Source organism: Pseudomonas sp. 22082 (assembly GCF_052046055.1).
Lineage (GTDB): Bacteria > Pseudomonadota > Gammaproteobacteria > Pseudomonadales > Pseudomonadaceae > Aquipseudomonas > Aquipseudomonas pharyngis.
In genome coordinates this window covers 4030-26467 of record NZ_JBQEQB010000012.1, presented here as the reverse complement: position 1 = coordinate 26467, position 22438 = coordinate 4030, and the positions used below count along the sequence as shown (strand labels likewise).

Annotated in this window: 17 protein-coding genes; 6 read left to right on the top strand and 11 right to left on the bottom strand. The window is 61.0% G+C overall.

The features are described from left to right. Nucleotides 1-66 precede the first annotated feature (66 nt). Nucleotides 67-1557, bottom strand: a complete 1491-nt coding sequence (gene amaB / locus ACTJK9_RS15570; protein WP_085611048.1) for an L-piperidine-6-carboxylate dehydrogenase — start codon at nt 1555-1557, stop codon at nt 67-69. Between the two features lie 161 nt (nt 1558-1718). Here amaB and ACTJK9_RS15565 point away from each other — a divergent pair, with 161 nt between their 5' ends. The 3 genes from ACTJK9_RS15565 (at nt 1719) to nadE (ending at nt 4792) form a co-directional block, all read left to right on the top strand. Next, nucleotides 1719-2618, top strand: a complete 900-nt coding sequence (locus ACTJK9_RS15565) for a LysR family transcriptional regulator (RefSeq protein ID WP_440814729.1) — start codon at nt 1719-1721, stop codon at nt 2616-2618. 118 nt (nt 2619-2736) lie between these two features. Further along, complete coding sequence (pncB, locus tag ACTJK9_RS15560) at nt 2737-3960, top strand: nicotinate phosphoribosyltransferase (protein ID WP_011332202.1); 1224 nt, start codon at nt 2737-2739, stop codon at nt 3958-3960. A 4-nt stretch (nt 3961-3964) separates the two neighbouring features. After that, entirely contained in the window at nt 3965-4792 is an 828-nt protein-coding gene (gene nadE, locus ACTJK9_RS15555; RefSeq protein ID WP_039766691.1) for an ammonia-dependent NAD(+) synthetase, read from the top strand. A 54-nt stretch (nt 4793-4846) separates the two neighbouring features. Here nadE and azu read toward each other — a convergent pair whose 3' ends face one another. Beyond that, the gene (gene azu, locus ACTJK9_RS15550; RefSeq protein ID WP_064593127.1) at nt 4847-5293 is read right to left on the bottom strand and encodes an azurin; all 447 of its coding nucleotides are present in this window, start codon (nt 5291-5293) and stop codon (nt 4847-4849) included. 340 nt (nt 5294-5633) lie between these two features. Between azu and ACTJK9_RS15545 the strand changes: the two genes are divergently transcribed. Both ACTJK9_RS15545 and ACTJK9_RS15540 read left to right on the top strand, forming a co-directional pair. Beyond that, nucleotides 5634-6221, top strand: coding sequence for a TIGR00730 family Rossman fold protein (locus tag ACTJK9_RS15545; RefSeq protein ID WP_440814725.1), 588 nt, complete (start codon nt 5634-5636; stop codon nt 6219-6221). A 68-nt stretch (nt 6222-6289) separates the two neighbouring features. Further along, the gene (locus ACTJK9_RS15540) at nt 6290-6469 is read left to right on the top strand and encodes a hypothetical protein (RefSeq protein WP_440814723.1); all 180 of its coding nucleotides are present in this window, start codon (nt 6290-6292) and stop codon (nt 6467-6469) included. A 127-nt stretch (nt 6470-6596) separates the two neighbouring features. Here ACTJK9_RS15540 and ACTJK9_RS15535 read toward each other — a convergent pair whose 3' ends face one another. The 4 genes from ACTJK9_RS15535 to ACTJK9_RS15520 all read right to left on the bottom strand — a co-directional run bounded on the left by ACTJK9_RS15535 (nt 6597) and on the right by ACTJK9_RS15520 (nt 15855). After that, nucleotides 6597-7490 (bottom strand): transglutaminase family protein, encoded by an 894-nt coding sequence (locus ACTJK9_RS15535; RefSeq protein ID WP_085611052.1) that lies wholly within the window; start codon nt 7488-7490, stop codon nt 6597-6599. Then, complete coding sequence (locus ACTJK9_RS15530) at nt 7490-9976, bottom strand: circularly permuted type 2 ATP-grasp protein (protein ID WP_440814719.1); 2487 nt, start codon at nt 9974-9976, stop codon at nt 7490-7492. The genes ACTJK9_RS15535 and ACTJK9_RS15530 overlap by 1 nt, the downstream gene beginning before the upstream one ends. Nucleotides 9977-10064: 88 nt before the next feature. Then, the gene (locus ACTJK9_RS15525; RefSeq protein ID WP_085611054.1) at nt 10065-13340 is read right to left on the bottom strand and encodes a transglutaminase family protein; all 3276 of its coding nucleotides are present in this window, start codon (nt 13338-13340) and stop codon (nt 10065-10067) included. Between the two features lie 211 nt (nt 13341-13551). Beyond that, nucleotides 13552-15855: a YgiQ family radical SAM protein gene (locus tag ACTJK9_RS15520; protein WP_007950699.1), complete on the bottom strand. Its 2304-nt coding sequence runs from the start codon at nt 15853-15855 to the stop codon at nt 13552-13554. 159 nt (nt 15856-16014) lie between these two features. On the opposite strand from ACTJK9_RS15520, the gene ACTJK9_RS15515 reads away from it, so the two are divergent. Beyond that, nucleotides 16015-18594 carry a hypothetical protein gene (locus ACTJK9_RS15515; RefSeq protein ID WP_440814716.1) on the top strand — a complete coding sequence of 860 codons (2580 nt, stop codon included), beginning with the start codon at nt 16015-16017 and terminating at the stop codon, nt 18592-18594. Between the two features lie 9 nt (nt 18595-18603). On the opposite strand, the gene dnaB is transcribed toward ACTJK9_RS15515, so the two are convergent. The 5 genes from dnaB to rpsF all read right to left on the bottom strand — a co-directional run bounded on the left by dnaB (nt 18604) and on the right by rpsF (nt 22202). After that, nucleotides 18604-20001 (bottom strand): replicative DNA helicase, encoded by a 1398-nt coding sequence (gene dnaB, locus ACTJK9_RS15510; protein WP_011332193.1) that lies wholly within the window; start codon nt 19999-20001, stop codon nt 18604-18606. A 120-nt stretch (nt 20002-20121) separates the two neighbouring features. Further along, nucleotides 20122-20568: a 50S ribosomal protein L9 gene (rplI, locus tag ACTJK9_RS15505; protein WP_003186385.1), complete on the bottom strand. Its 447-nt coding sequence runs from the start codon at nt 20566-20568 to the stop codon at nt 20122-20124. A 19-nt stretch (nt 20569-20587) separates the two neighbouring features. Beyond that, nucleotides 20588-21478 (bottom strand): hypothetical protein, encoded by an 891-nt coding sequence (locus ACTJK9_RS15500; RefSeq protein ID WP_064593113.1) that lies wholly within the window; start codon nt 21476-21478, stop codon nt 20588-20590. Between the two features lie 36 nt (nt 21479-21514). Then, a complete protein-coding gene (gene rpsR, locus ACTJK9_RS15495) occupies nt 21515-21745 on the bottom strand; it encodes a 30S ribosomal protein S18 (RefSeq protein WP_002551829.1) in 231 nt (76 codons plus the stop codon). Between the two features lie 28 nt (nt 21746-21773). Continuing rightward, on the bottom strand, nt 21774-22202 hold the full coding sequence (gene rpsF, locus ACTJK9_RS15490; protein ID WP_007950702.1) for a 30S ribosomal protein S6: 429 nt from the start codon (nt 22200-22202) through the stop codon (nt 21774-21776). Nucleotides 22203-22438 lie beyond the last annotated feature (236 nt).

Here is a 22438-nt window from a genome sequence, read left to right as displayed (position 1 = left end):
GGCTGAAAGATTGCTATCGCGGGCAAGCCCGCTCCCACAGGTTTCTTCGTCGCATCGATTACTCTGTCAATCGAACGTAATGCCCTGCGCCAGCGGCAACTCCAGCGAGTAGTTCACGGTATTGGTCTGCCGGCGCATGTACGCGCGCCATGCATCCGAGCCCGACTCACGACCACCGCCTGTCTCTTTCTCGCCACCAAACGCGCCGCCGATTTCCGCGCCGCTCGGGCCGATGTTGACGTTGGCGATGCCGCAGTCGCTGCCGACCGCCGACATGAATTTCTCGGCCTCGCGCACATCGGTGGTGAAGATGCACGACGACAACCCTTGCGGCACGGCGTTGTTCAGACGCAGCGCCTCTTCGAATTCGCTGTAACCGACCACGTACAGGATCGGTGCGAAAGTCTCGCTGCACACCACGTCGCTCTGCTCCGGCATTTCAACGATGGCCGGCGACACGTAGTAGGCATTCGGGAATTGATCTTCGAGCTGGCGCTTGCCGCCGAACACCCGACCGCCCTCGCTCAACGCCTGCTCCAGCGCGTCCTGCATGTTTTCGAAGCTGTGCTTGTCGATCAGCGGGCCGATCAGGTTGCCTTCCAGCGGGTGGCCGATGCGGACTTTGGAGTACGCGGCTTTGAGGCGGGTGACAATTTCTTCTTTCACCGATTCATGGGCGATCAGGCGCCGCAACGTGGTGCAACGCTGACCGGCGGTGCCGACGGCGCTGAACAGAATGGCGCGCACGGCCATGTCCAGATCGGCGCTCGGGCCGAGGATCATCGCGTTGTTGCCGCCCAGTTCGAGAATGCTGCGGGCGAAACGCGCGGCGACTTTCGGCGCCACTTCGCGGCCCATGCGGGTGCTGCCGGTAGCGCTGATCAGCGCAACACGCGGGTCATCGACCAGCGCTTCGCCGGCATCGCGGCCGCCGATGATCACCTGGCTCAGGTGCGTCGGGGCATCGCTGAAATTCTTCAGTACGCGCTCGAACAGCGCCTGACAGGCCAGCGCGGTCAGCGGGGTTTTCTCCGACGGTTTCCACACTACCGGGTTGCCGCAGACCAGCGCCAGCGTGGTGTTCCACGCCCACACCGCCACCGGGAAGTTGAACGCGCTGATCACGCCGACCACGCCCAGCGGGTGCCAGGTTTCACGCATGTGGTGGCCCGGACGCTCGGAGGCGATGGTCAAGCCGTACAACTGACGCGACAGGCCGACGGCGAAATCGCAGATGTCGATCATCTCCTGCACTTCACCGAGGCCTTCCTGGGTGATCTTGCCCGCTTCCCAGGACACCAGTTCGCCGAGTTCGGTCTTGTATTCCCGCAGCACTTCGCCGAACTGACGCACCAGTTCGCCACGACGCGGGGCCGGCACCTTGCGCCAATGTTCGAACGCATGATCTGCGCGACTGATGTGCTGCTCGACTTCGGCCGGGCCTTCCCAGTTCACGGCGCCGATGCGGCTGCCGTCGATGGGCGAATGCACCGGCACTTTGCCGTTCTGGTACAGGGCCGGGTTCACACCTAGACGATCAAGCAATGCGGCAACCATGGGTCACTCCTCAAGCAAAAAACTGAATGTGTGCGGACGCGTTTTCACGACCGGGCAGACCTTTAGTTGTAGCGTCAGGGAGGCTGTGCAACAAACGACCTTTACGCGAGATATCATTCCGTTTATTCATGCTGCGCAGAAAGACAAGAAAAGGATCGCCCATGCTGAACAAACGCCACTTGCCGTCGATCACCGCGTTGCAGTGCTTCGAGGCTGTGACCCGGCACCTGAGTTTCACCCGGGCCGCCGAGGAACTGAACCTGACCCAGAGCGCTGTCAGCAAGCAGGTGGCGCAGCTCGAGGAATTGCTGCAGCACTTGTTGTTCCGTCGCGTACGCCGCCGTTTGCAGATGACCCCGGCCGGCGATCTGTACCTGGTGGAAGTCAGAAAAATCCTGACCCAGGTCGAGATGTCGACTCATTATCTGCGTTCCTACGGCGGCGAAACCGAAGTCCTGCGCGTCTCCACGCCCTCGACCTTCGGCGCTCGCTGGCTGGTGCCACGCCTCAAGGGCTGGCGTCTGCGTCATCCGTCGATTCATCTGGACCTGTGCAACGAGCAAGAAGCGGATGATCTGCTGCAAGGGCGCAGCGACCTGGCGTTCTATTTCGGCCAGGGTTCGCGCCCCGGCACCGAGTGCCTGAAGCTGTTCGGCGAAGAGCTTGTGCCCGTCTGCGCGCCGAGCAGCCTGCCGGACACTCCGTTGACTGATCCAACGCAACTCACCGATCTGGTCCTGCTGCAGAATGCTTCCCGCCCGCAAGCGTGGCACGACTGGTTCGACAGCCAGGGCTACCAGACCGAACACAGCTACCACGGCCCGCGCTTCGAAACCTTTTATATGTGCATCCGCGCCGCCCAGGTCGGCTGCGGCGTCGCCCTGCTGCCGAGGTTTCTGGTGGAAGAGGAATTGGTCGACGGCAAACTGGTCATTCCCTGGCAGCATGCAATGCCCAGCACCGACGCCTATTACCTGGCCTACCCGGAACACGCGGCAGAAGTGCCCAAGGTGCGGGATTTCGTGAAGTGGATGCTGGAGCAGATCGACAGTCCGGTTTGAAGTTGTATTCAGTCCCTGTGGCGGTCAAAAAATCGCTGGCAATCCCCACCCCGGATATGCGCCACTAGCGCCATTGATTGATACCGCGCCAACGCGCGGTCCGCCTGGAGACCCCTTTATGAGCGAGAGTGTGTTTGCCGATCGCATCGTGCAGAACCTGCTCGACACCGACTTCTACAAACTGACGATGATGCAGGCGGTGCTGCACAACTACCCCAACGTCGAAGTCGAATGGGAGTTCCGTTGCCGTAACAGTGAGGATCTGCGCCCTTATCTGGCGGAGATCCGCTTCCAGGTCGAGCGTCTGGCCGAGTTGAGCCTGAGCGCCGATCAGTTGAGTTTTCTCGAGCGCATCTCGTTCCTCAAGCCGGATTTCCTGCGGTTCCTCGGTCTGTTCCGTTTCAACCTGCGCTACCTGCACACCGGCATCGAGAACGGCGAGTTGTTCATCCGCCTGCGCGGGCCGTGGCTGCATGTGATTCTGTTTGAAGTGCCGCTGCTGGCGATCGTCAGCGAAGTGCGCAACCGCTATCGCTACCGCGAAACGGTGCTGGAACAGGCCCGCGAACAGCTCTACCGCAAGTTCGACTGGCTGACAGCCAACGCCTCGGCCGAAGAATTGTCGCAGTTGCAGGTCGCCGATTTCGGCACACGTCGCAGATTTTCCTACCGCGTGCAGGAAGAAGTGGTGAACGTGCTCAAGCACGATTTTCCCGGGCGTTTTGTCGGCACCAGCAACGTGCACCTGTCCCGCGAACTGGACATGAAACCGTTGGGCACCATGGCCCACGAGTGGATCATGGCCCACCAGCAACTCGGCCCGCGATTGATCGACAGCCAGATCGCCGCCCTCGACTGCTGGGTTCGCGAGTATCGCGGCCTGCTGGGGATCGCCCTCACAGACTGCATCACTACCGATGCCTTCCTCGGCGATTTCGATCTGTTCTTCGCCAAGCTGTTCGACGGTCTGCGCCACGACTCCGGGGACCCGGTGCTGTGGGGCGAAAAATGCATCGCCCACTATCACAAGCTCGGCATCGACCCGATGAGCAAGACGTTGGTGTTCTCCGACAGCCTGACCCTGCCCAAGTCGCTGGAGATCTTCCGGGCCCTGCGCGGCCGGATCAACGTCAGCTTCGGCATCGGCACCAACCTGACCTGTGACATTCCGGGTGTCGAACCGATGAGCATCGTGCTTAAAATGACCGCCTGCAACGGCCAACCGGTGGCGAAGATCTCCGACGAGCCGGGCAAGACACACTGCAAAGACCCGAATTTCGTCGCCTACTTGCGACACGTTTTCCAGGTTCCTGCCGTTTCCAGCCTTTCCAGCAAGGAGTGAATTCATGCAAGCCGTACAGCGTGAGATTGCTGAACAGCTCAACGTTCAGCCGCCGTTCGCCGATCACCAGGCCCTCGAAGCGGAAGTCGCCCGCCGCATCACCTTCATCCAGGATTGCCTGACCAATTCCGGACTCAAGACCCTGGTGCTGGGCATCAGCGGCGGGGTGGATTCGCTGACCGCAGGCCTGCTGGCCCAGCGCGCCATGCGTGAACTGCGCGAGCGCACCGGCGACGAGGCCTACAAGTTCATCGCCGTGCGCCTGCCGTACGACGTGCAGTTCGACGAACACGACGCCCAGGCTTCGGTGGACTTCATCGCCCCGGACGAGCGCCACACCGTCAACATCGGCCCGGCAGTGAAGTCCCTGGCCAGCGAAGTCGCTGCCTTCGAAGGCAAGCACGCGGTGTCGGTGGATTTCGTGCTCGGCAACACCAAAGCGCGGATGCGCATGGTCGCCCAGTACACCATCGCCGGCGCAGCCCATGGTCTGGTGATCGGCACCGACCACGCGGCGGAAGCGGTGATGGGTTTCTTCACCAAGTTCGGTGACGGTGCCTGCGACCTGGCCCCGCTCAGCGGTCTGGTGAAAAACCAGGTCCGGGCCATCGCCCGCAGCTTCGGCGCACCGGAATCGCTGGTTGAAAAAGTGCCGACGGCGGATCTGGAAGACCTGTCGCCGGGCAAGCCGGACGAGGCCTCCCACGGCGTGACCTACGCCGAGATCGACGCGTTCCTGCACGGCGAGCCGGTGCGTCAGGAAGCGTTCGACATCATCGTCAACACCTACAAAAAGACTCATCACAAACGCGTGATGCCGTTTGCGCCTTGAATCCAGGGCATAAAAAAAGCGTCCTTCGGGACGCTTTTTTTGACCGTGTGTTGCTTACTTCAGGGTCACGGTGCCTTTCATCATCGAGATGTGGCCCGGGAACGAGCAGAAGAAGCCGTACTTCTCGTCAGCCTTGAGCTTGGACACGTCGAAGGTCACCGAGTCGGTTTCCTTGGCGCCGATGATCTTGGTGTGAGCGATGACGCGCTCGTCACCGTCCTTCAGGTAGTTCTTGTCGATGCCGGCGGCCAGGCCGTCGGTGGCGATCGGCTGCATGTCGGCTTCTTTGCTGATCACCAGGTTATGGCCCATGACGTTTTTCGGCAGGCTGCCGGAGTGGGTCAGCTCGACGGTGAAGGTCTTGCAGCTCTTGTCGATTTCGATGGCCTTGGTGTTGAAGGACATCTGGTCGGTGGAGTCAACGGTGGTTTTGCACTCGGCAGCCATCAATTGGCTGCTGGCCAGCGCCAGCAGGGATACCGCAACAACTTTGGAAAACATGGTGAATCTCCAAGGCAGGGTTAACAAAACACGAATGGTTGGAAGACTGCCTGAAATCTTCGCAAGTTCCTATGACTTGAGTCAAAAATTGTATACAACTTCCAGGCTATGACACTCATCGAAACAATCTAACAGCCAGACGTTTGGCCGGGCCGTATCTTCAGGGCTCGACACTCATCTGGAGCATCCGTCATGTCCTTCAACAGCCTGTTGTGCAGTCTGCTCGCTGCTTACGCCTGTGGCGCCAGCGGTACCTGTGAAACCCCGAAACGCGAAGTCTAGCCCTTGGATCAAGACGTGCCAGCCATTACCCTGTGACCGATTGACCCAGGAGGAAGGCATGTCTCTCACATCCGTTTGTGTATTTTGCGGTGCCAACGCCGGCACCACTCCGGCGTACACCGAAGCCGCCATCGCCCTCGGCACAGCTATCGCCGAGCGTAAGCTGACGCTGGTCTACGGCGGTGGCGCTGTCGGCCTGATGGGGATTGTCGCCGACGCTGCACTGGCGGCCGGTGGCGAAGTGATCGGCATCATCCCGCAGAGCCTGATGGACAAGGAAATCGGTCACAAGAGCCTGACGCGCCTGGAAGTGGTCGACGGCATGCACGCCCGCAAGGCGCGAATGGCCGAACTCAGCGATGCGTTCATCGCCCTGCCCGGTGGCCTCGGCACCCTGGAAGAGTTGTTCGAAGTCTGGACCTGGGGCCAGCTCGGCTACCACGACAAGCCGCTGGGCCTGCTGGAAGTGAACGGTTTCTACAGCAAACTCACTGCATTTCTCGATCACATCGTCGGCGAAGGCTTCGTTCGTGCGCCGCACCGTGACATGCTGCAAGTGAGTGAATCGCCGCAAACGCTGCTCGAGGCTCTCGACCACTGGAAGCCCACCGTCACGCCCAAGTGGGTCGACCAGAAACCCGATTAACCGCCGGGCACCGATACAGGGCAGAATACGCGCCGCTCAACCTCACCTTCGACCCCAGAGGATCGCCCATGGCCAAACCCAATTACTCCTTCGCCAAACGTCAACGTGACCTGGCCAAGGAACAGAAGAAAGAGGAAAAGCTTCAGCGCAAGAAACAGATGGCTGAAGAAGCGGCACTGAATCCTGACGATGAAGTGGCGACCGATGATGATGTTGAGGCACCGAAAGACCAGGCCCCCGACGCCTGAGCAAATTGCTGAAACCTAGAACACAATCCCTGTGGGAGCGGGCTTGCTCACGAAAGCGTCGTGACATTCACCATGGATGTGACTGAAAAATTGCTTTCGCGAGCAAGCCCGCTCCCACATTTGATCTTCATTCCTCCAGCGGCAACACAGTGACGCGAACTTCCGGGTCGTGATTGCCACCACCCAGAATCACCCCGCGCAACGGCGAGACATCGGAGAAATCCCGGCCCCAGGCCAGGGTGATGTGCTCCAGTGCCGGCTGCACATTGTTTGTCGGATCGAAATCCACCCAGCCCAGCACCGGGCAAAACACCGAGACCCAGGCATGGGACGCATCGGCGCCGATCAACCGTGGCTGCCCCGGCGGCGGCTGGGTCAGCAGGTAGCCGCTGACGTAACGCGCCGCCAGCCCGCGTGAGCGCACACAGGCGAGCATCAGATGCGCGAAGTCCTGACAGACACCGCGTCGGCGCTCCAGCACTTCCACCAGCGGCGTCGCGACTTGCGTCGCTTCGGCATCGAAGGTGAATTCGCTGAAGATCTTCTGCATCAGGGCCTGCACACCCAGCATCAACGGTCTGCCGGCCGGGAAACAGCTCTCCGAGAACTCGACGAAGCTGCGTTTGAGATGCACGTAGGGCGACTGAAATCGATAGCGACAGACTTCCAGCAACGAAGCGGACAGCGGCTGGCTGCTGTAGGTCAGCGCGTTGCGGGTCAGTTCCCAGGCCGGCGACTGCTGGAAATCCACCACGGGCCGCGCCAGCACTTCGACCGTCAGCCGTGCGTTGACCTGCAATTCATCGTGGGGCCGTTCGAAGGCCAGGCGGGTCAGCGGATTGCCGAACACATCCTGCTCGTCACGGCGGGTGGTCGGCTCCGGGCTGATCAGCAATTGCTGCTCGGTGCAGCGCTGCCAGTCGCACTCGCGCGGCCACAGATGCGCCAGTTGCTGGGCCAGGGATACCGGGCTGTCGTAGCGATAGCAGGTATCGTGAAAGATCTGGTAATGGGCGCTCATCAGACGGACACCGTACGCTGGCTGACATCATCGACATGGGCGAAATGGCGCAGGGCCAGACGGTCCGACACCTGACTGCTGGCGTCGGCGATCTCCTGCAGCAAATCCGCCAGTCCGTCGAGGGCCGCACGCACGCTGGACTCGCCGAACAGGGGATTTTCCAGACAGCTCAGGTCGAAGCGCGCCAGACGCTCGACCAGCGGCGGCAATCCTGCCTCCCTCGGCATACCGAAGTCATCATTCAGCCGCTTGAGGGTGCGGGTCACCAGCTTCAACTGGAACAGCACCGCATGGGGGTTCTGCTCGTCCAACAGCAACAGGTCGAGCACCGGAATCAACTGCGCCACCGCCAGATAACGCGAGCGATAGGTGATGCTGCTGTTGCCCAGCTCCAGCAACCACTCAAGCCCGGCCTGATCGAACGCCCCGGCGCCCCGCAGGAAACCCGCGAGGCTACTGCTGAGAAATTGCAGGCGTTCGATGCGCCGGCCGATCATCAGGAAGCGCCAGCCCTCGTCGCGGGTCATGTCGTCGAGGGCAAACCCGGACAGCGCCGCCAGCGACATCACCAACCGGTTGAGAAAATCCAGCAGCTCGCCGAAGTCAGGTTCGTCGGTGTCCAGTTCCGAAGCCTCACGCTGCAGCTCCACCAGCGCCTGCCAGTTTTCCCGGGACAACTTGCCGCGCACTTGCGAAGCCGCCCACTGCAAGCGCTGCAGGTTGGAGCGCAGGCTGAACGACCAGTCCTCGCCGAGCAGCGCCGCAAGCAAGCGTTCCGGCAGTTCGCCTTCATCCGGCAGCAGCATCAGCCGCTCGCCCAGATCCACCGCAGCCTGCAGGGCTTGCGGGTCATCGCCGTCGACGTAGCGCGCGAGCATGATCCGCAGCAGCCGCGCGCTGTCGTCGCAGCGCTCGCAGTAACGGCCGAACCAGAACAGGTTTTCCACCACCCGCGACGGCAGGTACGGATCGCGGCGCACCAGATCGGGCACGCCGATATTGCGCTGGGCTTTCCACTGTTCCCCGCTCGGCGGCCGATCCCCCAGCACCCAGGTGTCCTTGCTCGCACCACCGCGCTGCATCGACACCACTTCGGCATCGGCTTCGGCCGCGACCCGGGTCAGGCCACCGGGCAACACCCGATAACCGTCGTGACTGGCCACCGCGTACATGCGCATGCCGATCGCCCGGGGTTGCAGTTGCCCGTCCTCGGGCTGCCAGATCGGCGCCTGGGACAGCTGCGCGAGTTCTTGCGCGACATAGGCATAAGGGCGGGCCTGCATGCGCGCGGCGAGACTTTCACGCTGTTTTTCGCTCAGATCCCGGCCAAAAACCGGAGGGAAGCTTTGCGACGGGAACGCCGGTTTGATCAACAGCTCCGGCAGTTTCTCCAGGGCCTGGGCCAACACCGGCGCTTCGCCGCACCACCACGTGGCGATGGAAGGCAGGATCAGGTCTTCGCCGAACAGGTACTGATTGATCTTCGGCAGAAAACCGAGCAGCCCCGGCGACTCCAGTACGCCACTGCCCAGTGCATTGGCCACCAGCACCCGGCCCTGACGCACCGCGTCCAGCAATCCGGGAACGCCCAGCGCGGAATCGGTGCGCAATTCCAGCGGATCGCAGAAGTCATCGTCGAGCCGGCGCAGGATCGCGTGCACCCGGCGCAGGCCACTGAGGGTTTTCAGGTAGACCGTGGCATCACGCACCGTCAGGTCACCGCCCTCCACCAGCGGATAACCGAGCTGGCGGGCAAGATAAAGATGTTCGAAATAGCTCTCGTTGAAGCGCCCCGGTGTCAGCAACACCACCAGCGGCGCGTCATCGTCGCAGGGAGCCTGACGGGCGAGGGTTTCCTGCAGGGTGCGGAAGAATCCGGCCAGATGCTGCACTTTCAGATCCCGATACAACTCGGGGAAGGCGCGGGACACGATGGTGCGGTTTTCCAGCGCATAACCGGCGCCGGATGGCGCCTGGGTACGATCCGCCGTCACCCACCAGCGTCCGTCCGGCGTGCGCGCCAGATCCACGGCATACAGGTGCAGAAAGGCCCCGTCCGGCGGCGCAATGCCCTGACAGGGCCAGAGGAAGTTGTTGTGGCCGAACACCAGCTCCGCCGGCAGCAGCCCTTCGCTGATCAGCCGCTGCGGGCCGTACAGATCCGCCAGCACCGCATTGAGCAGCCGCGAGCGCTGGGCGATTCCGGCGGACAGTTGCTGCCACTCGTCAGCAGCGATCACGTGGGGCAGCAGATCCAGCTCCCACGGACGATCCGCGCCTTTCGGATCCGCATAGACGTTGTAGGTCACGCCGTTTTCCTGAATCTGCCGGGTCAGCAATGCCTGACGCTGCACCAGGTGCGCCGTGGTGCTGCGCTGCAAATGGTCGACCAGTCGCCGCCAGTGCGGGCGCACCGCCCCGCTGTCGTCGAGCAGTTCGTGATAGGTGCCCGCCGTCAGCGGGTAGCGGTCAAGCAGGTCAGGCATGGAAAGCTCGGCAGCCGGCAGGGAACAGTCAGACTAACGCAGGCACATGACGTCCGGATATACGAAAAATCCGGGCGTCGTGTACGAATCAAAAACGTCGTAAATCGAGAGTCATCGGCAGTTCGTCGGAGATAGTCAGGTTCGGTACAGGAAGTTTCCCCGGCGTGTGTCCGATGCGGAAGAACCGCGCCATGCGCCGGCTCTCCGCTTCGTTGGCGTTGACCGGCAGCGTCTCGTAATTGCGCCCGCCCGGATGGGCGACGTGGTACTGACAGCCGCCCAGCGAACGCTGCATCCAGGTATCGAGCAAGTCGAACACCAGCGGCGCATGCACCGGGATCGTCGGTTGCAGGCAGTTGGCCGGTTGCCACGCGCGAAAACGTACGCCGGCGACAAACTCGCCAACCCGTCCGGTCGGTTGCAGCGGCACCGGGATGCCATTGCAGGTCAGCAGATAGCGCTGCGGCGGCAGCCCCGTAAGCTTGACCTGCAAACGCTCCAGCGATGAATCGACGTAGCGCACCGTGCCGCCCGCCGCGCCCTCCTCGCCCAGCACGTGCCAGGGTTCGAGAGCCTGGCGCAATTCCAGCTCGATACCGTTGACGGCGTAATCGCCGACCTTGGGGAAACGGAACTCAAGATGCGCCGCAAACCATTCCGCACGCAGGGGGTAACCGGCATTGTTGAGTTCGACGATGACGTCGGCGAAGTCCTGTTCGATGAAGTGCGGCAACATGAAGCGGTCGTGCAGCTCCGTACCCCAGCGCGCCAGTTTCGGCGGCGCATAGGGCTCCCGCCAGAACCGCGCCACCAGCGCTCGCAACAACAGCTGCTGCGCCAGGCTCATGCGCGCATGGGGTGGCATTTCGAAACCACGCAACTCCAGCAAGCCGAGGCGCCCGGTGGCGCCGTCCGGTGAATACAGCTTGTCGATGCAGAACTCGGCGCGGTGGGTGTTGCCGGTGACGTCGATCAGCAAATTGCGCAACAGGCGATCGACCAGCCACGGCGGGCATTCCTCTCCCGGCGCCGGCATTTGTGCGAAAGCGATTTCCAGTTCATACAGCGCGTCGTTGCGCGCTTCGTCGACCCGCGGCGCCTGAGAGGTCGGGCCGATGAACAGACCGGAAAACAGGTACGACAGTGAAGGATGGTTATGCCAGTAACTGATCAGGCTACGCAGCAGGTCCGGACGACGCAGAAACGGTGAGTCGCCCGGTGTCGCGCCGCCGAGCACGAAATGGTTACCACCGCCGGTGCCGGTGTGCCGCCCGTCGACCATGAATTTCTCGGTGGACAGTCGGGTCTGGCGCGCTTCTTCGTACAGAAACTCGGTGCGTTCGACCAACTCGTCCCACGTCGCGGACGGCTGCACGTTGACCTCAATCACGCCGGGATCCGGGGTGATGCGGAAATTGCTCAGGCGCGGATCGCTCGGCGGCTCGTAGCCTTCCAGCAACACCGGACAATGCAGCTCTTCGGCGGTGGCTTCGATGGCCGCGACCAGTTCCAGATAATCCTCGACCCGCTCCAGCGGCGGCATGAACAGGTACAACCGGCCTTCCCGGGCCTCGGCGCACAAGGCGGTGCGGGTCAGCCAGTCGGCGGACTCATCGATCTTCGGTACACGCTCGTCTGCCGGAGCCGGCTCACGGTGGTCGTTGAGCTGCGATGTTTCGGGCAGCTCGGGGAAATCCTGGTTCGGGTCGTTCGGATGAATGAACGGATACTCCGCTGCCTTCACCCAGGGCTGCGAGCCCAGCGGCAGGCGATAGCCGAGCGGTGAATCCCCCGGCACAAGCCGGCAATGCTCATCGCGCAGATACCAGCGCCCGCTCTGCCACTGATCGCCCTTGGCGGTGCGCGCCAGCGGCAACACTTGGCCGATGATCTTGTCCAGCCCCTGACTGAACACCTTGCGCAGTCGCGCACGTTCCAGCGGCTCCTCCAGACGCGAGTCTTCGGCGCTGACGTTGCTCGGCAAGGCGCCCTCGCGCCAGAGGTAATAGAAGTTGTCTTCGTAGGCCGGGAACACGAAGCGTGTCGGCAGTTTCAGGCGCTCGGCGACACTCGCCAGAAAGCGCCCGGCCAGCTCACCCGTAGCGCCGTAATCCTGCTGCTCATCGGCGATCAGTGCGTTGTTGTGCCAGATCGGCACACCGTCGCGGCGCCAGTAGCAATTCAGTGACCAGCGCGGCAGTTGCTCGCCTGGATACCATTTGCCCTGGCCAAAATGCACCAGCCCCTTGGGCGCGTAATGCTTGCGCATGCGCTGGAACAGTTCGGCGGAGAGCCGGCGCTTGTCCGGACCCAGCGCGGCGGTGTTCCACTCGGCGCCGTCGGGGTCGTCGATGGACACGAAGGTGGGTTCGCCGCCCATGGTCAGGCGCACATCGCCTTCCAGCAGATCGGCATCGATCTGCCGGCCCAGCGCCTGGATCGCCAGCCATTGCTCATCGGTGTAGGGCTTGGTGACCCGGGGTGCTTCCCAGATCCGCTCCACGGACATTTCGTGGCTGAATTCGCACTCGCAAGGCTCCACCAGACCACTGATCGGCGCCGCCGAGGACGGATCGGGACTGCAGGCCAACGGGATGTGCCCTTCCCCGGCGAACAGTCCGGAGGTGGCGTCGAGGCCGATCCAGCCGGCGCCGGGGAGATACACCTCGCACCACGCGTGCAGGTCAGTAAAGTCCACTTCGGTGCCGGACGGGCCGTCGAGGCTTTTCACGTCGGCGGTCAATTGAATCAGGTAGCCGGAGACGAAACGCGCCGCCAACCCGAGGTTGCGCAGCAGTTGCACCAGCAACCACGCCGAATCACGGCAGGAACCGGAGGCATGTTCGAGGGTGTGCTCCGGAGTCTGCACACCCGGTTCCATGCGAATCAGGTAATTGATGTCTTCGCTCAGACGCTGGTTGAGCGCCACCAGGAAATCCACGGCCGGCAACGGCGTGCGGTCGATGGCGTCCAGATAGGCCTTGAATGTCGGCGTCAGCGGCAGGGTTTCGAGGTACGGCGCCAGTTCCTTGCGCTCATCGGCGGCGTAGGCGAAGGGGATTTTCTCGGCGTAGGGTTCGAGGAAAAAGTCGAACGGGTTGAACACCGCCATCTCGGCCAGCAGATCGACCTCGATCCGCAGTTCGGCGGTTTTCTCGGGGAACACCAGCCGGGCGAGGTAGTTGCCCTGAGGGTCCTGCTGCCAGTTGATGAAGTGCTGCTCGGGCGAGACTTTCAGTGAATAGGACAGAATCCGCGTACGGCTGTGGGCAGCCGGGCGCAGACGCACGATCTGCGGGCCGAGTTCGACAGCGCGGTCGTAGCGGTAATGCGTGACGTGATGCAATGCGACATGAATCGACACGGCGTGCCTCCTGCGAGCCCAAGCGTATTCGAAAGCGCGCAAGACTTATGCCATGCAGAGGCTTGGGCGCTTTCCCGGAATGCTTAGGGCAGTACAGCACCAAAATCGGGCGATGCGGTGAAATGGTTTGGCACAGTTGCACGCAAATGTTGCGAGGCACAACGCAAAACGCCAACCCGAAGGTTGGCGTTCTGTTCAGCTCAAGTGTGTTTCAGCGCGGTACGACCGGCTTGCGTGCCGGTTTCGGGCCTTTGCCTTTCGCCGCTTCCTTGCGCTCCTTGGCGGCCTGCTGGTTGCGGGCGAATGCCGCGGCCTTGGCCTGTTCACGCTTGTCCCAAGGATTGCCGCCGTCACTGGCGCGCGGAGGCAGACCGGTGTGCTGCGTGAGGATCTTGGTGGTCTTCTCTTTCGCGACCTTGTGGCTGCCGGCCGGCGTCGAGTTTTTGCGACGGGCACTCTGATAGCTGTCGGTGGCCGGCTGGTGCAGCGGGATCAACTGGTTCTTGCCCGGCCCGATCAGGTCGGCACGGCCCATGCGGGTCAGCGCTTCACGCAGCATCGGCCAGCCTTTCGGGTCGTGATAACGCAGGAACGCCTTGTGCAGACGACGCTGCTCTTCGCTCTTGACGATGGTCACGCCGTCGCTCTTGTAGGTGACCTTGCGCAGCGGGTTCTTGCCCGAGTGATACATCGCGGTGGCGGTGGCCATCGGCGACGGATAGAACGCCTGCACCTGGTCGGCGCGGAAGCCGTTGCCCTTGAGCCACAGGGCCAGGTTCATCATGTCTTCGTCGGTGGTGCCCGGGTGCGCGGCGATGAAGTACGGGATCAGGTACTGCTCTTTCCCCGCCTCCTTGGTGTACTTCTCGAACATGCGCTTGAAGCGATCGTAGGTGCCGATCCCCGGTTTCATCATCTGGTTGAGCGGACCTTCCTCGGTGTGTTCCGGGGCGATCTTCAGGTAACCGCCGACGTGGTGGGTCACCAGCTCCTTGACGTACTCCGGCGACTCGACCGCGAGGTCGTAACGCAGGCCGGAGGCGATCAGGATCTTCTTCACACCCGGCAACGCACGGGCGCTGCGGTACAGCTGAATCAGCGACGAGTGGTCGGTGTTCAGGTTCGGGCAGATGCCCGGGAACACGCAGGACGGCTTGCGGCACGCGGATTCGATTTCCGGGCTCTTGCAGGCAATGCGGTACATGTTCGCGGTCGGGCCGCCGAGGTCGGAAATGACGCCGGTGAAGCCCGGCACCTTGTCGCGGATCTCTTCGATTTCGCGAATGATCGACTCTTCGGAACGGTTCTGGATGATCCGGCCTTCGTGCTCGGTGATCGAGCAGAAGGTGCAGCCGCCAAAGCAGCCACGCATGATGTTCACCGAGAAGCGGATCATGTCGTAGGCCGGGATTTTTTCCTTGCCGTACGCAGGATGCGGAACACGTGCGTAAGGCATGCCGAACACGTAGTCCATTTCTTCAGTGGTCATCGGAATCGGCGGCGGGTTGAACCAGACGTCGATCTCGCCATGCTTCTGCACCAGCGCACGGGCGTTGCCCGGGTTGGTTTCCAGGTGCAGCACGCGGTTGGCGTGGGCGTACAGAACCGGGTCGTTACGCACCTTTTCCATCGACGGCAGGCGGATCACGGTCTTGTCGCGGGTCATTTTCGGGCTGGCCAGGATCTGCACGACCTTGGCTTCTTCCGGGTCTTCAACCGGGCCCTTCTCCTGCTCGATCGCGCAAGCCTGAGTGTCCTGGGTGTTCACATACGGGTTGATGATCTTGTCGATCTTGCCCGGACGGTCGATGCGCGTGGAGTCGACTTCGTACCAGCCCGCGGGAGTGTCGCGACGGATGAACGCGGTGCCGCGCACATCGGTGATGTCTTCGATCTTGTGACCGTAGGACAGACGCTGGGCGACTTCGACAATCGCCCGCTCGGCGTTGCCGTACAGCAGGATGTCGGCGCTGGCATCGATCAGGATCGAGTTGCGCACGCGATCCTGCCAGTAGTCGTAGTGGGCGATGCGGCGCAGGGAGGCTTCGATACCGCCGAGCACGATCGGCACGTGCTTGTAGGCTTCCTTGCAGCGCTGGCTGTAGACCAGGCTCGCGCGATCGGGACGCTTGCCGGCCATGCCGCCCGGGGTGTAGGCGTCGTCGGAACGGATTTTCTTGTCCGCGGTGTAACGGTTGATCATCGAGTCCATGTTGCCGGCCGCGACGCCGAAGAACAGGTTCGGCTCGCCGAGCTTCATGAAGTCGTCTTTGGACTGCCAGTTAGGCTGCGCAATGATCCCGACGCGGAAGCCTTGGGACTCCAGCAGCCGGCCGATGATCGCCATGCCGAACGACGGGTGATCGACGTAGGCATCACCCGTGACAATGATGATGTCGCAGGAATCCCAGCCAAGCTGATCCATCTCCTCCCTGCTCATCGGCAGGAACGGCGCTGGCCCGAAACATTCGGCCCAATATTTTGGATAGTCAAATAACGGCTTGGCTGCTTGCATGTCGATAACCGGTGTTGGCTTTCATTGAATTCGCGGGCGCGGAATATAGCACAAATTTTGACCAATTCCGACGACTGTGGTCGGTTTCTCTCAGCCTCGTCCACGGCCAAGCACTTTGTTCAACAAATGGGTTCACGACTTATTCAAGGATGAATACACATGCCTGTAAAACCACCCTCCAGAGGCGTCACCACCGTCGAAGTTCACAATCCACCTTCGACTTCAGCGACCAACCGTTCACCACAGCCCCCCGCTTCGCCTCTGATTCCCCCGGTCGTACGCCGCCCCCCTTCTCAACCTGCACCGGACAGGACTCCGGCATTTGCAGACCCGGACACGATCTCTCCCGCACCAGCCGTGACCTTCGACGAAATCCATTCCTCCCCGAGGGCAACACCGGTACGTCCTTCGTTTGATACCTATCGCATCCGTTTCGGGTCGCAGCTGCCAGAGGCCGATGTGCAAGGCTTCAGAAACTTCAAGGGGCGACTGTTCGTCGATGCGTACGATGGCAGCGTCCTGCAGGTTGGCCTGGACCCTGACAGCCGACTTTACCGGGCAAGGCTGAGCAATGAATTGAATCCCTCGGGCCCTGTTCTCGTTCAGGATCCCCAAAACAAGCGATGGCATCCGGTGGATGATTTCGAGGCTGAACCCATTGCGTTGACTTCCAGTCGACTGGAAGCGTTCAGGACGCCTCTGAATTTCGTCGGTGTCGCGCCGGACAGTGACGGTCTGCACAGCTTCGAAGGTAAGCGCTACGTGATCATCGACAGCCAGGCCTATCAAGTAATGCAGGACGTCGATGCATCCTCTCCCGCACACAAGGTCTGGCGGGTGGTCAAGCCGAAAGATCCTGTCGCCACTGACAGCGAAAACATCTACCGCGCCAGTCGGGGCGGTGAAACGCTGGCCATTGCCCGCACCGCCGACGGTTTTTGGGGTTTCAGTCTCGACGGACTAAAGGGTGGCATGCGTCGCAACGCGCAAGCTCAGGACAGCAAAGCCTATCTGCTTCAACGGCATGAACCCATCAGGAACGCCTTCGATGCCCTGGCCGCATCCAACAGGCGCTATGGCGAACTCTGGGCCAGCTCCGAACACCTGCCTGAGGGAAGTGACGCCGAGAAAGCCGCGCTGATCGAACTCGAAGTGCATGTGATCAAACACACAAGAATGCAGGCCGATTACGTCAAATCACTGATCGATAACAAGGACTGGTTGCTACTGCTCAAGGCTGGCGGGCTCTACAAAACCGAGCTTCATGCTCAGCAGATCAACAGAATCGACTACCTCAACAAATTGATTGCGGTCATGGATCGCAGGGTTCTGCCAACCCTGGATGTGATTACCGTCGAGTCGCTGAAGCGCAACCTTGTCCATCTCAACAAAAAGCTGAAGATCATGGACGATCGCCAGGCTGTGATGGATCAGATTCTAAAAGCTGATCGTAGCGCCCAAGGGGAGCTGGATGACATGAATCGCGGAATCCCCACTGTTGACCAGATCAACACCAGTAAATACAACATTTTCCTGCGCCTGATTTCTGACGATCCACAAAACCCGTCAAATCATGGCATGCGCACTGCCATGTCGATGCATTTGCTCAAACATGACCTGAACGAAGTTTCCGGATATCCCGAACCTCTCGCGCTGCAACTGGCGATCGAGAGCATCAAAAGCGACAGGGCCGGATTGGTGGCATTGATCACTTCGACACCCCCTACAAGGGCAGAGTACGTCAATCAGGCACTGTCACTGATGGATACCTTCGAATCGAAAATCGAAACCCGGCTGAATGAAATCTATGATCGGGTTGGCAGCAACAACGAACTGCCTGGCGACGATCATGATATCGACTTCGACTTCCTCCCGGCGCAACCTTCAGGAGCCGCCGAAATCGCAGCGCCGCGAAAGTTGTTCCGAACCCGTCAACATGGCACCTACCGGGTACTGGTGGGCGTTCAGGACACCGCTGCGGACGGCAGTGTCACGCTCAATGTTCCCGACATCTTCAAACCGAACGATCCACCTCAACGGTACGAGAAGAGAGAGGGTGAATGGCGGCCAGTGCGCCCCGCCCCGGCACCGGTTCCCAAACCTCAGCTGATGAACGAAGCCACAGCACGCCTTGGCAACGTGGAGGCGCATCTTGCCCAGGCAAGGATGATGGAAAACCGAAGGGACAACCCGACCACCATTGTCGAATACCTGGGGGCCGAGGTGGATCGACTCACAGATCTGGCGAAACGCCTCGAGACCCTCGATCAAATGGCAGTAGACGCTGAAACCACAGGTTTGATCGGGCGTCTGAAAGCTGCCGGCGACTCAATGGACGCCGAAGGCCAGGACATTCTGATACGGATGTATAAAAACAAGGATGTGCTGGACGTCCCGCGCCTGAGCTTCCTGCTCGATCACGCCCAGCTCAAGGTGGTCAAAACGGTGGCGCGCAAGCAACTTGGCAAGGGCAAAGACAGGTCATTTCTCGACGTCTATTCGATCATGGACCGCTCGGACAACACACCATTGTGGGAGGCCCACTTTCATTACGACAGGCAAGACCGCGCTGCGCTGGATTACACCGTCAAGGGTGCACATCTGAAAACGCTGGAGCAGCGCCTGCTCGGCAGCTCGTTTCAACAGCGCGAAGAACAGGCTGGGCGGCCCCACCAACGGATCTGGCGAGAACTCATCAGCCCAAGGGTTGCCCAGAAACTGTTTGATCATCTGGCGTGATCAGTTGCGTTACTCGTCGTCGTCGAAGTTGTAACTGCCCGGCGCGAGGTTTTCGAAACGCGTGTACTTGCCGATGAAGGCCAGGCGGATGAAGCCGATCGGGCCGTTCCGCTGCTTGCCGATGATGATTTCGGCGATGCCCTTGTGTTCGGTTTCCGGGTGATACACCTCGTCCCGGTACACGAACATGATCACGTCGGCGTCCTGCTCGATCGCTCCGGATTCCCGCAAGTCGGAGTTCACCGGACGCTTGTTGGGACGCTGTTCCAGGGAACGGTTGAGCTGCGACAGGGCGACTACCGGGCAGTTGAATTCCTTGGCCAGGGCTTTCAGGGATCGGGAGATCTCGGAAATCTCGTTGGTCCGGTTGTCGCCGCTGGAGCCCGGGATCTGCATCAGCTGCAGGTAGTCGATCATGATCAGGCCGATGTCGCCGTGCTCGCGCACCAGACGCCGGGTCCGGGCACGCATTTCCGACGGGCTGATGCCGGCGGTGTCATCGATGAACAGCTTGCGGTCGTTGAGCAGGTTGACCGCCGAGGTCAGGCGCGGCCAGTCGTCGTCTTCCAGCTGGCCGGAACGCACCTTGGTCTGGTCGATACGACCGAGGGACGACAGCATACGCATGATCAGCGATTCGCCTGGCATCTCGAGGGAGTACACCAGCACGACCTTGTCGCTGCGCAACACGGCGTTTTCCACCAGGTTCATCGCGAAGGTGGTCTTACCCATCGAAGGACGGCCGGCGACGATGATCAAGTCGGCCGGTTGCAGGCCGCTGGTCTTCTCGTCGAGGTCGGTGTAGCCGGTGGACAGGCCGGTGATCGAGTCGGCGGTGTTGAACAGGGTATCGATGCGGTCGATGGCCTTGGTCAACAGGTCATTCACCCCCACCGGGCCGCCGGTTTTCGGCCGGGCTTCGGCAATCGCGAAGATCTGCCGCTCGGCTTCGTCGAGGATTTCCTCGGCGGTGCGACCTTCGGGGTTGAAGGCGCTGTCGGCAATTTCCGTGCTGATACCGATCAACTGACGCAACGTCGCACGCTGGCGGACGATCTGCGCATAGGCCTTGATGTTGGCGACGGACGGCGTGTTTTTCGCCAGTTCGCCCAGGTAACCGAGGCCGCCGACCTGCGAAGTCTGTCCTTCCTTGTCCAGTTGCTCGGCAAGGGTCACGACGTCGATCGGCAAGTTCTGATCGGCCAGTTTGGCGATCGCACGGAAAATCAGACGGTGGTCATGCCGGTAGAAATCGCCGTCGGAGACTTGATCGAGCACGCGTTCCCAGGCGTTGTTGTCCAGCATCAGACCACCGAGCACGGCCTGTTCGGCCTCGATGGAATGCGGCGGCACCTTCAGCGCAGCGGTTTGCAGATCGTATTGCTCGGGAGCGGAGATTTCGTTCATGGCCACTTTTTAATCAGGAAAAGCAGGGAGTGCAGAAAGACAAAGGGCACGACCTGTAAACAGGATCGTGCCCGATGTTAACCGTCTGACGGACAGGCCGCCAGTCGATCAGGGTGTTGCTTAAGCTGCTACCACGACAACGCGCACGGTGGCTTCAACTTCGGCGTGCAGGTGCACAGCCACGTCGAATTCACCCACGTTGCGGATGGTGCCGTTCGGCAGACGAACTTCGCTTTTCGCCACTTCAACGCCGGAGGCGGTCAGTGCGTCAGCGATGTCGTGAGTACCGATCGAACCGAACAGCTTGCCTTCGTCGCCAGCGGTGGCAGTGATGGTCACTTCCAGCTCGGCCAGTTGGGCAGCACGGCTTTCAGCCGATGCTTTACGGTCTGCGGCGGCTTTTTCCAGCTCAGCGCGACGCTCTTCGAACGCAGCCAGGTTGGCAGCGGTCGCAGCGGTGGCTTTGCCGAAAGGCAGCAGGTAGTTACGGCCGTAACCGGCCTTAACGTTTACTTTGTCGCCCAGGTTGCCCAGGTTGGCGATTTTTTCCAGAAGGATCAGTTGCATGTGGAAATCCTCTTAACTTTTAACCTTCACCGTTCGCGTTATCGGTGTCTTTCGACACCCGACCGCGAAAATCAATCAGGCTGTCGACAATGGCCAGAACCACGAGCAACGGATAGATCAGCTGCATGAACAGCAACAGCGTCACGTACAACCCCACCAGCCAGAAACCGGCCAGTCGCCTTTGCGCCACCAGCCCGTGAATCAGGGCCAGCCCGGCGAACACCAGCGGCACACTGCACAACGGCGTCAACATGGCCATCTGTGCACCGAGATTCGGGCCCAGAAGCATCAACGCCAGCAGCAACATCGCCGGTCCCAGCGGGATCCGGATGGCGCGAAACTCGCGACCAAAACCACCCGGGTTGTACAACAACGCCTGCCAATAACGCCCGACAATCAGGCTCAGCACGCTGACGATCTGCAACAAGGCCGCAATCAGGCCGGTCAGGACCGGTGCGATCAGCGACGCGAAACGCGCCTGCTCGTCTACCGACAATTGTTGGTAGGCATCACCGAGAAGCGCGGGCATGACCTTTACCAAGGCCTGCGCCAGCATCTCGATCTGGGGCGCGAACACCGCCCCGAGCACCACTGAAAACACCAGCCCCATGGCTACGCTGACCAGCAGCGTACGGACCCAGGACTCGCTTGCGCGCAATACCAGCGCAAGCCCCGAAGACCCCAGCAGCACCAGAAGTGCCCGTGGGTCATCGGCATACAACCACCAGATCAATGCTGGCAGCAGTCCCAGCGACACGACGCCCAGGGCGTCGGCCAATCCGCGCCGCAGAAGCACAAGGCTCCCGGCGGCAGCACCCAACCAATACAACAACGGCAATGTTGCACACCCGGCCACTACGAGAGTGGCCTGCATACGGCCGCGCATGATGAACTCAGCTAAGGCACGCATGCATTCAATCCTTTGCTACTTGTCGACTGCCCGGTCTCAGCGGCCGTGGCTGTCGGTGTAGGCCAGCAGGGCCAGGAAGCGGGCGCGCTTGATAGCGGTGGCCAGCTGACGCTGATAACGAGCTTTGGTACCGGTGATGCGGCTTGGAACGATTTTGCCGGTCTCGGATACGTAGGCTTTCAGAGTGTTGAGATCTTTGTAGTCGATCTCCTTCACGTCTTCAGCGGTGAAGCGGCAGAATTTACGACGACGGAAGAAACGTGCCATTTGATAGGCTCCTTAAAAGGTCCGTGGATTACTCGTCAGCGTTATCGCTGTTGTCGCTGTCGCTATCGCTGTCATCGCCATCGGCGCTGCCATCGTGCTCAGGACGTTCGCGACGCTCACGGCGCTCACTGCGGTTTTCTTCAGCCTTGAGCATCTCGGACTGGCCGGTAACGGCTTCGTCGCGACGGATGACCAGGTTACGGATCACAGCATCGTTGTAGCGGAAGTTGTCTTCCAGCTCGGCCAGGGCCTTGCCAGTGCACTCAACGTTCAGCATCACGTAGTGAGCCTTGTGAACATTGTTGATTGCGTAGGCCAGTTGACGACGGCCCCAGTCTTCCAGACGGTGGATTTTGCCGCCGTCTTCTTCGATCAGCTTGGTGTAACGCTCAACCATGCCGCCGACTTGCTCGCTCTGGTCAGGGTGGACCAGAAAGATGATTTCGTAATGACGCATGAATGCTCCTTACGGGTTGTAGCCTGCCGCTCAAAAACGGTCAGACAAGGAGTGAATGACACTTATGGACTTGCTGGCGCGGGGCACATGCATGCCTGCCGCCACAGCAAGGGGCGCAATTGTAGAGAAGGGACTGAAGAGGTGCAAGGCAATTGGTGATTATTTGAACAGTTCATTCACTTTACCAATCTGCACCTTTTCGCAGAACCAATGTGGGAGCGGGCTTGCTCGCGAAT